General features: G+C 70.0%; 15 protein-coding genes. 5 read left to right on the top strand and 10 right to left on the bottom strand.

The window, feature by feature from the left end:
- Positions 1-52: 52 nt before the first annotated feature.
- From ASC76_RS07395 to ASC76_RS07365, 7 genes are read right to left on the bottom strand one after another with little or no spacing between them, the layout of a single operon-like run.
- Positions 53-1,213 (bottom strand): ABC transporter permease, encoded by a 1,161-nt coding sequence (locus ASC76_RS07395; protein ID WP_056464432.1) that lies wholly within the window; start codon positions 1,211-1,213, stop codon positions 53-55.
- Positions 1,210-2,109: an ABC transporter permease gene (locus ASC76_RS07390; RefSeq protein ID WP_056464429.1), complete on the bottom strand. Its 900-nt coding sequence runs from the start codon at positions 2,107-2,109 to the stop codon at positions 1,210-1,212. Before ASC76_RS07390 ends, ASC76_RS07395 begins: the two co-directional genes overlap by 4 nt.
- On the bottom strand, positions 2,096-2,884 hold the full coding sequence (locus tag ASC76_RS07385) for an ABC transporter ATP-binding protein (RefSeq protein WP_235580381.1): 789 nt from the start codon (positions 2,882-2,884) through the stop codon (positions 2,096-2,098). The genes ASC76_RS07390 and ASC76_RS07385 overlap by 14 nt, the downstream gene beginning before the upstream one ends.
- Before the next feature lie 38 nt (positions 2,885-2,922).
- Positions 2,923-4,227 carry an NAD-dependent dihydropyrimidine dehydrogenase subunit PreA gene (preA, locus tag ASC76_RS07380; protein ID WP_056464427.1) on the bottom strand — a complete coding sequence of 435 codons (1,305 nt, stop codon included), beginning with the start codon at positions 4,225-4,227 and terminating at the stop codon, positions 2,923-2,925.
- Between the two features lie 12 nt (positions 4,228-4,239).
- Positions 4,240-5,625, bottom strand: coding sequence for an NAD(P)-dependent oxidoreductase (locus ASC76_RS07375; RefSeq protein ID WP_056464423.1), 1,386 nt, complete (start codon positions 5,623-5,625; stop codon positions 4,240-4,242).
- Between the two features lie 29 nt (positions 5,626-5,654).
- Positions 5,655-7,103, bottom strand: coding sequence for a dihydropyrimidinase (gene hydA / locus ASC76_RS07370; RefSeq protein ID WP_056464421.1), 1,449 nt, complete (start codon positions 7,101-7,103; stop codon positions 5,655-5,657).
- A 17-nt stretch (positions 7,104-7,120) separates the two neighbouring features.
- A complete protein-coding gene (locus tag ASC76_RS07365) occupies positions 7,121-8,404 on the bottom strand; it encodes a Zn-dependent hydrolase (RefSeq protein ID WP_056464419.1) in 1,284 nt (427 codons plus the stop codon).
- Positions 8,405-8,555: 151 nt separating this feature from the next.
- Between ASC76_RS07365 and rutR the strand changes: the two genes are divergently transcribed.
- The 5 genes from rutR to ASC76_RS07340 all read left to right on the top strand — a co-directional run bounded on the left by rutR (position 8,556) and on the right by ASC76_RS07340 (position 11,347).
- Complete coding sequence (gene rutR, locus ASC76_RS07360; RefSeq protein ID WP_056464418.1) at positions 8,556-9,182, top strand: HTH-type transcriptional regulator RutR; 627 nt, start codon at positions 8,556-8,558, stop codon at positions 9,180-9,182.
- Between the two features lie 46 nt (positions 9,183-9,228).
- The gene (locus tag ASC76_RS24370) at positions 9,229-9,702 is read left to right on the top strand and encodes a helix-turn-helix transcriptional regulator (protein WP_082548876.1); all 474 of its coding nucleotides are present in this window, start codon (positions 9,229-9,231) and stop codon (positions 9,700-9,702) included.
- Positions 9,591-10,067, top strand: coding sequence for an SRPBCC domain-containing protein (locus ASC76_RS07350; protein WP_056464415.1), 477 nt, complete (start codon positions 9,591-9,593; stop codon positions 10,065-10,067). Before ASC76_RS24370 ends, ASC76_RS07350 begins: the two co-directional genes overlap by 112 nt.
- The gene (locus tag ASC76_RS07345) at positions 10,064-10,414 is read left to right on the top strand and encodes a GFA family protein (RefSeq protein WP_056464413.1); all 351 of its coding nucleotides are present in this window, start codon (positions 10,064-10,066) and stop codon (positions 10,412-10,414) included. The genes ASC76_RS07350 and ASC76_RS07345 overlap by 4 nt, the downstream gene beginning before the upstream one ends.
- Positions 10,415-10,498: 84 nt before the next feature.
- On the top strand, positions 10,499-11,347 hold the full coding sequence (locus tag ASC76_RS07340) for a c-type cytochrome (RefSeq protein WP_056464412.1): 849 nt from the start codon (positions 10,499-10,501) through the stop codon (positions 11,345-11,347).
- 13 nt (positions 11,348-11,360) lie between these two features.
- Here the strand turns inward: ASC76_RS07340 and ASC76_RS07335 are convergent, their stop codons facing one another.
- From ASC76_RS07335 to ASC76_RS07325, 3 genes are read right to left on the bottom strand one after another with little or no spacing between them, the layout of a single operon-like run.
- Positions 11,361-12,737 (bottom strand): alpha/beta fold hydrolase, encoded by a 1,377-nt coding sequence (locus ASC76_RS07335; protein WP_056464409.1) that lies wholly within the window; start codon positions 12,735-12,737, stop codon positions 11,361-11,363.
- Entirely contained in the window at positions 12,734-13,801 is a 1,068-nt protein-coding gene (locus ASC76_RS07330) for a P1 family peptidase (protein WP_056464407.1), read from the bottom strand. The genes ASC76_RS07335 and ASC76_RS07330 overlap by 4 nt, the downstream gene beginning before the upstream one ends.
- Positions 13,798-14,763 carry a glycerophosphodiester phosphodiesterase family protein gene (locus ASC76_RS07325; RefSeq protein WP_162247070.1) on the bottom strand — a complete coding sequence of 322 codons (966 nt, stop codon included), beginning with the start codon at positions 14,761-14,763 and terminating at the stop codon, positions 13,798-13,800. Before ASC76_RS07325 ends, ASC76_RS07330 begins: the two co-directional genes overlap by 4 nt.
- Positions 14,764-14,767 lie beyond the last annotated feature (4 nt).

Genomic DNA, 14,767 nt, shown 5'->3' with positions numbered 1-14,767 from the left:
CGGGGAACTCCGGAGGTTGTGCCTTGCGGCGTGGGTGAAAAGCGATTGGAACTCAAACATGGGCGCGCATCGAGGGGTGCCAGAAGGTCACGCGGCGCTCGATCCAGCCGAGCAGCCCGTACAGCGCCGAGCCGGCGATCGCGGCGACCAGGATCGCCGCCCACACCAGCCCCATGTTCAGCCGCGCCGCCTCGGTCGAGATGCGAAATCCGAGCCCGGCCACCGGCGAGCCGAAGAACTCGGCGACGATCGCGCCGATCATCGCCAGCGTCGAATTGATCTTCAGCGCGTTGAAGACGAACGGCAGCGCGACCGGGATGCGCAGCGACAGCAACGTGCGCCAATAGCTCGCGCCGTAGGAGCGCATCAGGTCGCGCTCCATGTGGCCCGATTCGGCCAGGCCGGCGAGCGTGTTGACCAGCATCGGGAAGAAGGTCATCACCACGACGACGGCGGCCTTGGACTGCCAGTCGAACCCGAACCACATCACCATGATCGGCGCGACGCCGATCAGCGGCACCGTGCTCGCCAGCGCCGCCACCGGCAGCAGACCGCGCTGCAGGAACGGGCTGCGGTCGATCAGCACGCCGACGACGAAGCCGAGCGCGCAACCGGCGACCAGCCCGATCAGCACCGAGTGCATGACGGTCTGCTGGAAGTCGCCGGCCAGCACGCCCCAGCCGGCGAGCAGCGAGCGCCAGACCACGCTCGGCGCCGGCAGCAGCACCTGCGGCACGTCGAACGCGCGGGTCAGCAACTGCCAGAACACGATCACCCACGCGCCGAACAGCAGCGGCGTGCCGTACTGCGCCGCCCACGCGCCGAGCGCGCCTTCGGCGTCCTGCTTGGCGAGGCGGCGCACGCTGGTGATCGCCAGCAGCCCGAGAGCGACGGTGTAGCTCCAGAAGCCGCTGCGCCAAGCGGCGGCGTCGAGCGCGGCGACCACATCGGTCGCGATCATGATCAGCGGCGCCAGCGCGGCCAGGCCGCTGGCGACGGCGAACAGCAGCACCGGCGCGGGCCGCTGCGGTGGACGCAGCACCGCCAGCATCGCGGTGAACAGCCCGCAGCAGGCGAACACGAACGGCGCCGCCAGGCTGGGCCAGCGCAGCGTCTGGCCGGTGGTGGTGACGCCCAGCGGCAGCACGAACGACAGCGCGGCCAGCAGCACTGCGGCGGTCGCGATGCGCTGCTCGCGGATCAGCGCGATCACCGGCGGCCTCCCGGCGTCAGCAGGCGTTCGGCGAGCGCGACGCAGCCGGTCAGCGCCAACCCGAGCAACGCCGACATCACCAGCGCGGACCAGATCTGCACCGTGTTGCCGTAGTACGAGCCGGTCAGCAGCCGCGCGCCGAGGCCGGCCTGCGCGCCGGTCGGCAGCTCGCCGACGATCGCGCCGACCAGGCCGGCGGCGATACCCACCCGCAGCGACGGGAACAGGAACGGCAGCGATGCCGGCACGCGCAGCTTCCAGAACGCCTGGCTGCGCGACGCGGCGTAGGTGTACAGCAGCTCGGTCTCCATGACGCCGGGCGAGCGCAACCCCTTGACCAGCGCGACCGCGACCGGGAAGAAGCACAGGTACATCGAGATGATCGCCTTCGGGAAGGTGCCGCTCATCCCCATGCTGCCGAGGATCACGATGATGATCGGCGCGATCGCCAGCACCGGCACCGTCTGCGACGCGATGATCCACGGGAACAGGCTGCGGTCGAGCGTGCGCGAGTGGACGATCGCGACCGCCAGCAGCGCGCCCAGCAGCGTGCCCATCACGAAGCCGAGCAGCGTGGCCGAACTGGTGACGGCGGCGTGGTACAGCAGGTTGCGTGGCGAATCGAGCGGCCAGTTGACGATGGAGTCCCAGAGGTCCGCGACGATCTGGTGCGGCGCCGGCAGCACGGGCCGGTCCATGGACCAGGTCAGGCGCAGCAGGTCGACAGCGGTCCAGCCGGGCTGGGACGACAGCGTCCGCTCGATGACCTGCGGTGCGTTCAGCCAGACCGCGAGGGCGTACCAGAGCACGAGCACGATGCCGAGCACCGCCAGCACGGGGCCGGCGTTGAACCAGACAGCGCCGGCCCGGCGGCGCTCGACCTCAATGGCCGCCATGCCCGTCCTGCAGCGACATGCGCACGCGGTGCGAGATCTCGGCGAACTCGGGCGTGTCGCGGATGTCCAGCGTGCGGTCGGCCGGCAGGCCGGACTCGATCACATCGACGATGCGACCGGGCCGCGGCGACATCACGACGATGCGCGACGACAGGAACACCGCCTCGGGGATCGAGTGGGTGACGAACACGACCGTGCGGCGTTCGCGCTCCCACAGCCTGAGCAACTGCTCGTTCAGCCGATCGCGCGTGATCTCGTCGAGCGCGCCGAACGGCTCGTCCATCATCAGCAGCTTGGGCTCGAAGCCCAGCGCGCGCGCGATCGACACCCGCTGCTGCATGCCGCCCGACAACTGCCACGGGTACTTGCCCTCGAAGCCCTTCAACCCGACGCGCTCCAGGTGCTCCATCGCCACAGCGCGCGCCTTCGCCTTGTCCAGACCGTGAATCTCCAGCGGCAGGCAGCAGTTGCCCAGCACGGTGCGCCACGGAAACAGGGCGGGCGCCTGGAACACGTAGCCGTAGGCACGCGCCAGCCGCGCGTCGCGCGTGCTCATGCCGTTGACGCGCACGACGCCGGAGGTGATCTGCTCCAGGTCGGCGATCACCCGCAGCAGCGTGGTCTTGCCGCACCCCGACGGGCCGATCAGCGAGATGAACTCGCCCTCCTGGATGCTCAGGCTCACCCGGTCCAGCGCCGTGACGGCCTGTTCCTTGGCGGGGTAGACGACCGAGACTTCCTGGACATCGACGACGGGGGCGGGCAGGGCTGGCAACAAAGGCGGCTCGACGGTTCGGGTTCTCTGGAGGGGGGTCAGGCCACGCGCGCCGGGTTGTTCGGGTGCGTGGTCCAGTTGGCGTATTCGCCACTCACCCATTGTCCGGTACGCGGATCGGTCTGGCCGGGCTGCAGCGCGTGCATCGTGATGCAGGCCGGCACCGGGCAGACCGAGACGCAGAGATTGCAGCCGACGCACTCGGCCTCGACGACCTCGAAATGGCGGCGGCCGTCCTTCGTCGCGGTGATCGCCTGGTGCGAGGTGTCCTCGCAGACGACGTGACAGCGGCCGCACTGGATGCACAGGTCCTGGTCGATCTGCGCCTTCTCGATGTGGTTCAGGTTCAACTGGTTCCAGTCGACGATCGACGGCACGGCCCGGCCGCGGAACGCGTCGATGTTGTAGAACCCCTTGCTGTCCATGTACTCCGCCAGGCCGCTGCACATCTCCTGCACGATCTTGAAGCCGTAGGTCATCGCGGCGGTGCAGACCTGCACGTTGCCGGCGCCGAGCGCGATGAACTCGGCGGCGTCCTTCCAGGTCGTGATGCCGCCGATGCCCGAGATCGGCAGCCGCGCCATCGCCGGCGTGCGGGCGATCTCGGCGACCATGTTCTGCGCGATCGGCTTGACGGCGGGGCCGCAGTAGCCGCCGTGCGAGCCGAAGCCACCGGTGTTGGGGTAGATCAGCAGCGAATCGAGGTCGACGCCCATCACCGAGTTGATCGTGTTGATCAGCGACACCGCATCGGCGCCGCCGCGGTGCGCCGCCAGCGCCGGCGGCTTGATGTCGGCGACGTTCGGCGTCAGCTTCACGATCACCGGCAGCCGCGTGAACTGCTTGCACCAGCGCGTCACCATCTCGATGTACTCGGGCACCTGGCCGACCGCCGAGCCCATGCCGCGCTCGCTCATGCCGTGCGGGCAGCCGAAGTTCAGCTCGATGCCGTCGCAGCCGGTGTCCTCGACCCGCGGCAGGATCGCTTTCCAGGCCTGCTCCTCGCACGGCACCATGATCGAGACGACGACTGCGCGGTCCGGCCAGTTGCGCTTGACGCGCGCGATCTCGTCCAGGTTCACTTCCAGCGGCCGGTCGGTGATCAGCTCGATGTTGTTGAAGCCGATCAGGTGCCGGTCCTGCGAATACAGCGCCGCGTAGCGCGGCCCGTTGACGTTGACAACTGGCGGCCCGGCCTCGCCGAGCGTCTTCCAGACCACGCCGCCCCAGCCCGCCTCGAAGGCGCGCTGGACGTTGTACTCCTTGTCGGTGGGCGGCGCCGAGGCGAGCCAGAAGGGGTTCGGGCTGCGGATGCCCGCGAAGGTGGTGCTCAGGTCGGCCATGGTGGCTCCGTGTCAGGCGCTGGCGAAACGGCGCACGCGGGTGAAAGGTTGGCCCTGCCGCAGGAAGCCGAGCGCGCGGTCGATCGCCTGAGCGGCGATCTTGCCGTGCTCGACCGCCTCGACCGTCAGGTCCTTGCCGCCCCAGGTGCAGTCGCCGCCGGCCCACACCTTGGCGAGCGAGGTGCGGCCATCGCCATCGACCGCGATGCGGCCGCCGCGCAGCGCGAGCGTCGCCAGCGTCGGGTCGGCCAGCACGAGGGTCTGGCCGATCGCCTTCAGCACCGTGTCGGCTTCGAGGCTCCAGTGCTTGCCGGTCGGCACGAGCTGGCCGTTCAGGTCCTGCACGGTCGCGAAGGTGACGCCCTCGACCTGGCCACCGACGATGTCGAGCGCCTTCGGCACGCTCCACTCGCGGATCGCGACGCCGTTGAGCTTCGCCCAGTCCTGCTCGTGCTTCGACGCCGGCATGCGCGGCTGGTCGCGGCGGTAGACGATGGTGACCTCCTGCGCGCCGAGCTTCCTCGATTGCACCGCGGCGTCGATCGCGGTCATGCCGCCGCCGATCACGACGACGCGCCGGCCGACCGGCACGGCGGCGACATCGTTCGCCTGGCGCAGCCCGGCGATGAACTGGACCGCATCGCCGACCTCCGGTGCGCCCTCGTTCGCCAGGCCGAGCGCGTTGACGCCGCCCAGGCCCAGGCCGAGGAACACCGCATCGTATTGCGCGGCCAGGTCGGCCAGCAGCACCTGCTCGCCGAGCTTCTGGCTGTGGCGGATCTCGATGCCGCCGATCGACAGCAGCCAGGCGATCTCCTTCTGCGCGAAATCGTCGGGCGTCTTGTAGGTGGCGAGACCGTATTCGTTCAGACCGCCCGGCTTGGGCTTGGCCTCGAACACCGTGACTTCATGACCGAGCATCGCCGCCCGGTGCGCGCACGCGAGCCCGGCCGGGCCGGCGCCGACGACCGCGATGCGCCGGCCGGTCGGCGTGCCGCGCACGAACATCGGCGCGCCGCCGGCGTTCATCGCGTGGTCGGTCGCGTGGCGCTGCAGCAGGCCGATCTCGACCGGCTTGTCCTCGTTGGTGTTGCGCACACAGGCCTGCTCGCACAGCACCTCGGTCGGGCAGACGCGCGCGCACATGCCGCCGAAGATGTTGGCCTCGAGGATCGCCCGCGCCGCGCCGCGCAGGTTGTCCTCGCTGATGCGGCGGATGAACGACGGGATGTCGATGCCGGTCGGGCAAGCGTTGACGCACGGCGCGTCGTGGCAGTAGTAGCAGCGCTCGGCCTCGATCAGCGCCTGCACGGGCGTCAGCGGCGGGTGGGCGTCGCCGAAGTTCTGGGTGTACTGGCACGCGTCGAGTCGACCGGCCTTCACGTCGGGTTGGGGCATCGAGGCAAGTCCTTCGAGAGGTCGGGCGATCAGGCGGCGCGCGCTACCGGCTGCGGCTGGTGCAGGCCGGCCTGCCGCTTCAGCGCATCGAACACCGGCGCGAACGCCGGGCGTTTCACGTATCGGCCGGCGCCGCGCTCGGTGCGCAACTCGCCGTCCATCCAGACGATCTTGCCGCGCGAGATCGTGACCTTCGCGAGGCCCTGCACGGTGCGGCCCTCGAACACGTTGTAGCCGACCTTGCTGATGCTGCCGGCGGTCGTGATCGTCTTGGTCGCGGCCGGGTCCCAGACCACGATGTCGGCGTCGCTGCCTGCGGCAATCGCGCCCTTGCGCGGGTAGAGGTTGAAGATCTGCGCGGCGTTGGTCGAGGTCACGCGCACGAACTCGTTGGCCGTCAGCCGGCCGGTGTTGACGCCCGCGTCCCACAGCACCGACATGCGGTCCTCGACGCCGGCGCAGCCGTTCGGGATCTTCGCGAAGTTGTCCTTGCCCATCGCCTTCTGCTCGTTGCAGAACGCGCAGTGGTCGGTCGCGGTCGTGTGCAGGTGGCCGGCGGCGAGGGCACCCCACAGCGCGTCCTGATGGTGCTTGGCACGGAACGGCGGGCTCATCACGTGGGCGGCGGCGATGTTCCAGTCGGGATGGCGATAAACCGATTCGTCGATCGTCAGGTGCCCGGCCAGCACCTCGCCGTAGACGCGCTGGCCGTGGCTGCGGGCGCGGATGATGGCCTCGACCGAATCCTGGCTCGACACGTGGACGATGTAGAGCGGCGTCCCCAGCACCTCGGCGATGCGGATCGCGCGCTCGGCGGCCTCGGCCTCGACCGCCGGCGGGCGCGACAGCGGGTGCGCCTCGGGCCCGGTGATGCCTTGCGCGACCAGCCGCTGCTGCATCTGGAACACGAGTTCGCCGTTCTCGGCGTGCACGGTCGGCAGGGCGCCCAGTTCGAGGGCGCGGGTGAAGCTGTTCACCAGCACCTCGTCGTCGGCCATGATCGCGTTCTTGTAGGCCATGAAATGCTTGAAGCTGTTCACGCCGTGCTCGCGCACCAGCGTGCCCATGTCGTCGTGCACCGACTGGTCCCACCAGGTGACGGCGACGTGGAAGCTGTAGTCGGACGCCGACTTCTCCGCCCAGCCGTTCCAGTTGCTCCACGCCTCCATCAGCGGCTGCTTCGGATCGGGAATCACGAAGTCGATGATCATCGTCGTGCCGCCGGAGACGCCGGCCGAGGTGCCGGTGTAGAAGTCGTCCTTGGTCACGGTGCCCATGAACGGCAGCTCCATGTGCGTGTGCGGGTCAAGGCCCCCCGGCATCACGAGCGCGCCGCCCGCGTCGACGATGGTCGCGCCCGCAGGCGCCTCGAGGTTCGGGCCGACGGCGACGATGGTGCCGTCCTGCGTCAGCACATCGGCGCGGACGCTGCTCTCGGCGTTGATGACGGTGCCGCCGCGGATCAGGATGTGGGTCATGGGGTGTTGCTCCGGGTTCAGGCCACAGCCACGGTTTCGTTGCTCTTGAAGACCTCGGGCAGCTCGTTCGCCTTGGCCAGCATCGCCTGGAACAGCACGTTTCCGCCGGCCTCGATCCACTCGGGCTTGGCGTCCTCGATCTCGTTGTGGCTGATGCCGCCGATGCAGGGCACGAAGACCATCGCGGTCGGCGTGACCTTGCTCATGTAGCAGGCGTCGTGGCCGGCGCCGGAGACGATCTCGCGGGTCGTGTAGCCCAGCCGCCTGGCGCCGGCGCGCACCATCTCGACGCAGCTCTCGTCGAAGTGCACGCAGTCGTACTGGAAGATCTGCTTCAGGTCGTGTTCGAGCCGGCCTTCGGCCGCGATGGCCGCGACGCCGGCCTTCAGCTCGGCGTCCATCTTCAGCAGTTCGTCGTTGTCCGGGCAGCGGAAGTCGACGGTCAGGAACACCTTGCCGGGGATCACGTTGCGCGAGTTCGGGTAGACGTTCAGCATGCCCACCGTGCCGACCGCCAGCGGCGCGTGCTTCAGCGCGATCTCGTTGACGAGCTGGATCACCTTGGCGGCGCCGAGCAGCGCGTCCTTGCGCACCGGCATCGGTGTCGGGCCGGCGTGCGAGTCCTGGCCCGTCAGCACCAGCTCGTACCAGCGCTGGCCCTGTGCGTCGGTGACCACGCCGATCGTCTGGCCCTCGTGCTCGAGGATCGGACCCTGCTCGATGTGGGTCTCGAAGAACGCGTGCACCGGACGATTGCCCATCGGCTCGCTGCCGAGGTAGCCGATGCGCTTCAGTTCCTCGCCGATCGTTTTGCCTTCCTGGTCGGTGCGCGAGTGGCCGTAGTCCAGCGAGAACACGCCGGCATAGACGCCCGAGCCGACCATCGCGGGTGCGAAGCGCGAACCTTCCTCGTTGGTCCAGACCGAGGCCTCGACCGGCCGCTCGGTCTCGATGCCGTGGTCGTTCAGCGTGCGGATCACTTCCAGCCCGGCGAGTACGCCGTAGACGCCGTCGAAGCGCCCGCCGGTCGGCTGGCTGTCGAGGTGGCTGCCGGTGCCGACCGGCGCCAGGTGGTTGTTTCGGCCGGGTCGACGCGCGAAGATGTTGCCCATCTGGTCGACCTTGACGGTGCAGCCGGCCTCCTCGCACCACCTGACGAACAGGTCGCGGCCCTGCTTGTCGAGGTCGGTCAGCGTCAGGCGGCACACGCCGCCTTTCGGCGTCGCGCCGATCTTCGCCATCTCCATCAGGCTGGCCCACAAACGGTCGCCGTTGATTCTCAATTGCTCTGTTGCTGCCATCACATGCTCCTGCAAGGGTCGGACGAACCCGAGTTATGCACCGAGTTGCGGCGTGCGTCCACCGCGGCGGTCAGCATGCAACCCCTGTGCCAGTTTGACCATATGGACAAACACGGGGTCGGCGCGCCGTCGATGTGGGAGACTGCCCGCCGTGACGAAGAAGAAGCCCGCCGCCGCCGCCCCGACGCCCAGCAAGCGCGACGCGGTGCTCGCCGCCGCGCTCGGGCTGTTCTCGCGCTTCGGGCTGCACGGCACCAGCGTCGACCAGGTGGCGGCGCGCGCGGGCGTGTCGAAGAGCAACCTCCTCTACTACTTCGCGAACAAGGAGGAGCTGTACGTCAGCGTGCTGCGCGACCTGCTCGAGGTCTGGCTCGCGCCGCTGCGCGAGTTCACGGCCGAGCAGGACCCGCAACAGGCGATCGCCGACTACATCCGCCGCAAGCTCGTCGTCTCGCGCGACAGCCCGGACGCGTCGCGCCTGTTCTGCCTCGAGATGATCCAGGGCGCACCGCTGCTGCGCGACGAGCTCGACCGCGAACTGCGCGAGATCGTCGAGCACAAGGCCGCGGTGATCCAGGGCTGGATCGATGCCGGACGGCTCGCGCCTGTTGACCCGCAACACCTGATCTTCGCGATCTGGGCGACGACCCAGCACTACGCCGATTTCGCGGTGCAGGTGCAGGCGTTGACCGGGCGGACGCTGGCCGACCCGGCGTTCTTCGAGCAGACCGTGGCGAACGTGCAGGCCGTCGTGTTGCGCGGGGTGGCGCCGAGATAGCAGGTCGTACTTGACAGCGGCCGGCTTCACGCCAATACTAAACCAAATGGTTAACAAAGAAGCATCACGCCCAACCCGCGATCTGGATCTGGTGTTCGCCGCGCTGTCGGACTCGACCCGCCGCGGCGTGCTCGCGCAGCTGGCGCAACCCGGCGGCGACGCGGGCTTCAGCGTCAGCGAACTCGCGCAGCCGCACGGCATGTCGCTGCCCGGCTTCATGAAGCACCTGGCCGTGCTCGAAGCCGCCGGCCTGATCGCCCGCGCGAAGGAGGGCCGCGTGGTGCGTTGTGCGCTCAACGCCGAGCCGCTGCATGCCGCGGCCACCTGGATCGCCGGCTACGAACGCTTCTGGACCGACCGTCTCGACGCCCTCGGGCGTTTTCTCGACCAGCAGGAGGAACCCGCACCATGCCCACCACCGCCGCCGCCACGCAGACCGCCGCCAGCGTCCGCATCGACCGCCACTACCGCGCCGCGCCCGAGAAGGTCTGGCGCGCGTGGACCGACCCGCAAGCCCTGAGCTGCTGGTTCGGCCCCGGCGAGCAGCCCTCGCTCGTCACCGCCGACCTCGACGTGCGCGAGGGCGGGCGCTTCGTGCTCGCATTCAAGACGCCGGACGGCGAGACCCAGCAGGCCTCCGGTGTCTACCAGACCGTCGAGCCGGCGCGCCGCCTGGTGTTCAGCTGGACCTGGAAGGGCACGCCCGAGCGCATCTCGCGGATCAGCATCGCGCTGACGCCGGCCGGCGACGGCGGCACGGACCTGAGCTTCGTCCACGACCGCTTCTTCGACGACACCTCGCGCGCCAACCACGAGCGCGGCTGGCAGCTGTTCTTCGTCAACCTCGACCGCTTCGTGCGGCAACAAGAGGAGCGCTCCGCATGACCACGTACCAGGGCAGCTGCCATTGCGGCCGCGTGAAATTCGAGGCCGATGGCGAGATCGCGTCGGCCATGTCCTGCAACTGCTCGATCTGCCAGCGCAAGGGCGCGCTGATGTGGTTCGTGCCGCGCAGTGCGCTGAGGTTGCTGACGCCGGAGGAGGACGCCGGCAGCTACGGCTTCGGCAAGCACCTGATCCGGCACCGCTTCTGCGCGGTCTGCGGCATCCACCCGTACGGCGAGGCCACGTCGCCGGCCGGCGAGGCGATGGCGGCGATCAACATCCGCTGCATCGAGGGCATCGACCTGGCGTCGATCCCGGTCACCTCGTTCGACGGGCGTGCGGTCTGAGGACGCCGATCGCTGTCACATTTGTTGACACTTGAGCACGGTGTCGACAAACTCGCGTCCCATCTCGAAGGGGAGGGCGAGGCGATGACTCGATTCGGAAGTTTTGTCCTGCTGGCCACGCTGGCGGCGCTCCACGCGGCGCACGCCGCGCCGACGCTCGAACGCGGGCGCTACCTGATGCAAAGCGTCGTCGCCTGCGGCAACTGCCACGCGGCGCGCGACGAGCGCGGCGGGATCGTCGCGGCGAAGGGCCTGTCGGGCGGCATGGTGTTCGACGATCCGGCGTTCAAGGCGGTGGCGGCGAACATCACGCCCGACCCGGCCACCGGCATCGGCAAGTACACCGATGCGCAACTGGTGAAGGCGATCCGCGAGGGCGTGCGTCCAGACGGCCGGCTGATCGGCCCGCCGATGCCGATCGAGTTCTACCGCCACCTGTCGGACGACGACGTCGGCTCGATCGTGATGTTCCTGAAAGCGCAGCCGCCGGTCGCGAACGCGGTCGCGAAGTCCGAGTACCGCATGCCGCTGCCGCCCAGCTACGGGCCGCCGGTCGCCGGCGTGAAGGCGCCGCCGAAGACGCAGACCGTGAAGTACGGCGAGTACCTCGCGACCATCGGTCACTGCATGGAATGCCACACCGCGCGCGACGCCCAGGGCATGCCGAAGCGGGCGCGGCTCGGCGCCGGCGGCATGGTGTTCAAGGGCCCGTGGGGTGAAAGCGTCTCGCGCAACCTGACGCCGGTGGGGCTCAAGGGCTGGTCGGACGCGCAGATCGCGCAGGCGATCCGCACCGGCACCGACCGCAACGGCCACCCGTACCTGCCGCCGATGGCGTTCGAGTTCTACAAGAACATCAACGACACCGACATGCGCGCGCTGATCGCCTACCTGCGCACGCTGAAACCGGTCGCGACGCCCGGCAAGAGTTGACGCGCTGCGGCGTTCAGTACATCAGCTCGAGGTAGCTCAGCTCGTTGTTCGCAACGGGCCAGGTGCGGCCGATCACGCGCTCGTCGTTGAACACGCCGACGACCGTGCGGCTGGCGCCGTCGGTCAGCTTGAGCTTCGACGCCGCGACGCCTGCGACCCCTTGCGGCACGCCCGGCGGAGCCTTGCCGTCCAGGCTGATCTGGTCGCGCGGCAGGCCGAAGTAGCCGCGCGGGCGGGTCATGATGACGACGGCTGCGGCGTCCTTGTCGGTGTCGAGGATCTTCTCGACCCGCAGGTTCACGACGGCGGACGAGCGCGGGAACGGCGAGCGGTAGATGTGCGTCGTCGCATAGCCCGGCGCAGCCAGCACGAATTCGTAGCGCGCCTGCGGGTCGGCATCGAACGGCCCCCAATGGCCGTCCGCGCCGACGGTCTTGCGGTGCGCCGGTCCGCCCAGGCGCTCACCGGTCGCGGGGTTCGTGGCGTAGATCTCGAGCGTCGCGCCGACGAGCGGCAGGTTGGTCGGCACCACGCCTTGCGGCGCGTAGCCGAGGTAGCCGCTGACCTGGCCGTCGAGCACGACGCGGGTCTCCGGCGTGATCGCGAGGGAGACCGGCGGCTTGCCCGTGATGAACCGGAACATCTGCTCGAAGGCCTTCGCGCTGTAGGCGGTCTCGCGGTGGTCGATGCCGGCGATCACGACGTTCTCGGCGCCCTTGAGCGCCGGGCCCTCCGCCGTCACGTGGGTCGGCACGCCTTTGGCACCGATCCACACGCCGTCCGGCTGCGCGAACTTGTCGTTGTTGTCGGAGCGGATCGTCATCCACTTGACGTCGGGCGTGACCTCGTCGCCGTTCGGTCCCTTCGGCGCATTCAGACCGGTGAGAAAGGCGCCGGCGCCATTGAATTCGCCGTTCGGCGCGCGCTTCGGGTCGGCGTAGACGCCGTGGTTCGGCGTGCCGCACAGGATCGCGTGCGAGACCTTGCCGGCGCCGCTGCCGTTCTGCAGGTAGTTGCGCACCGCATTGCCGCCGCGCGAGTTGGCGATCAGCACGACCTGGCGCGCGCCGGTGGCCAGCAGCACCTTGTCGACCTCGGTCGAGAGGTAGGCCATGTTCTCCGCGGTGGAACTGCGGCCGGCCTGCGGCTTGGTGTCGTCGTCGCGGGCGAGCGGGTAGGGGATGTCGATCGCGCGCAGCCGCTCGCGCGGCCAGCCGTTGGATTCGAAGCGCCACAGCGTGGTCGTCCACAGCGCGGCGGTGTCGCCATTGCCGTGCACGAACACGATCGGCGGCGGGCTGGCGGCGCCCGGCCCGGTGGCGCAGGCGCCGAGTGCGGCCGATGCGGCGGCGCCGATCAGCAGGGTGCGGCGGTTCAGGGTCAGGCTCATCGCGAGGTCTCCGGGGTCGAGTTGTTCGTGTGATCGTCGGGTGCGAAGTCGGTGGCTGCGGGCAGCGGTGGCAGGCCCGGCGCGTCGAGGCGATTCGCGGCGCGCGCCGCGCGCACGATCGCGGTGGCCATCACGTCGGCCGCCAGCGCGCCGAGCAGCGTGAGGTGCGCGCTGCGGCCGGCCGCGCCGGTCGCGAGCGCGAAGATCGTGTCGCCGTCGGTCATCGTGTGCACCGGGTTGATCGCACGGGCGAAGCCGTCGTGCGCCATCTGCGCCATCTTGTTCGCCTGCGCCTTGGTCAGCACCGCATCGGTCGCGATCACGCCGAGCGTCGTCGCGGCGCCGATCTGCAGCGGCGCCGGAACGTCGCCGCGGCGCAGCGCCTGCATCGTGCCGAGCAGCGCGCGGCCGTCGGGCGTGCGCGCGCCGGCGATCGGCCGGCCGGTGGCCGGGTCGACCACGTCGCCGATCGCGTTGACGGCGACGAGGGCGGCCACGGTGATGCCGTCGACCGTGAGCGAGGCGCTGCCCAGCCCGCCGCGCATCGCGCGGTGGATGCCGAACAGCTTGCCGACCGCGCAGCCCGCACCGGCACCGACATTGCCTTGCGCGACCGCGGCGTCGCTCGCGGCCTCGCAGGCCGCGTAGCCCGAGGCGGCGTCGGGCCGGATCGTCGGGTCGCCGACCCAGAGGTCGAACAGGATGGCCGCCGGGACGATGGGCACCCGGATCGCCTGGCGAGCCGGCTCGTGGCCCTGGGCCGGTCCGACCTGCACACCGTGGCCACGCTCGTCGAGCCAGCGCATCACGCCCCCGGCGGCATCGAGCCCGAAGGCGCTGCCGCCGCCGAGCAGGATCGCGTGGACGGTGTCGACCGCATTCAGCGGCGACAGCAGGTCGGTCTCGCGCGTGCCGGGCGCGGCGCCGCGCACGTCGACGCCGGCGACCGCGCCATCGGGCGTCAGGATCACGGTGCAGCCGGTCGGGCGCCGCGTGTCGGTGTGGTGGCCGACGCGCAGGCCGCGCACGTCGGTGAGGCTGTCGGTGCGCGGCGGCTGCGTCACTTGCGGCCCGCGACGAACGCGTTGCGCGCCTTCACGGCCAGGTCGCTGTAGTTGCTGAACACGCCGTCCAGGCCCATGTCGAGGAAGGTGCGGTATTCGTCGGCGGCCGCGGCGGCGTCGAGCTTCGCGAAAGTCCAGCCGTGCACCTGGAGCCCGGCGTCGTGGGCCTGCGCGATCCACGCTTTCGTCAACGGGTACTTGGTGTTCGCCATCGCGACGCCGACACCGCTCGCGTACGCCGCCACGTCCTTCAACGGCAGCATGCGGCCGCCCGGCGCGGCCATCATCGCGCGGCCGTCGGGCAGGGTGATTGCATGGCCGAGCAGCACCAGCGGCAGGCTCATGCCGAGCGCGCGCTGCTTGACGGCGAGACTCTGGACGGTCGCGTCGCTGAACGACTGCACGAAGACCCGGTCGGCGGCGCGCGTGAGCTGCTCGCGCTGCAGCGTCGCGAGAAGCTGGTCTTCCATCGCCGGATCGGCCTGCTTGGCTTCGGGGTAGAGGCCGACGGGGCGGCCGGCGACTGCGCGCTGCGCCTTTGCCAACGCGATCACCTCGTCGAAGGTCGGCACCCGAAGCTCGGCGGACGCGGGCGTGAAGCCGGGGTAAGTGGCGGCGCCGGTGGTGGTCGGCTTGACGGTCAGCGTGCGGATTTCGGCAAGCGTGAAGTCGGCGACCCTGTAGCCGCCGTTTCGCGCCGCGAACAGTTCCGCGACGTTGGTGGTGCGCGGCAGCGTGTCGTCGTGGATCGCGACGAGCACCCCGTCGCGGGTCATCTGCAGGTCGGGCTCGATGTAGTCGGCGCCCATCCGGATCGCCAGCTCGTAGCCGGCCAGGGTGTGCTCGGGCAGGTAGCCGCTCGCACCGCGGTGGGCGATGACGAGCGGCTCCGCGGCTTGCGCCAGCGCGCTGCACAGCGCCAGCAGCAGCGCGGCGAGCTTCATCGCGTCACGCAAGGACACCTGC

The organism is Rhizobacter sp. Root404, assembly GCF_001425865.1.
GTDB lineage: Bacteria > Pseudomonadota > Gammaproteobacteria > Burkholderiales > Burkholderiaceae_C > LMDS01.
This window is presented reverse-complemented; position numbering and strand designations above follow the sequence as displayed.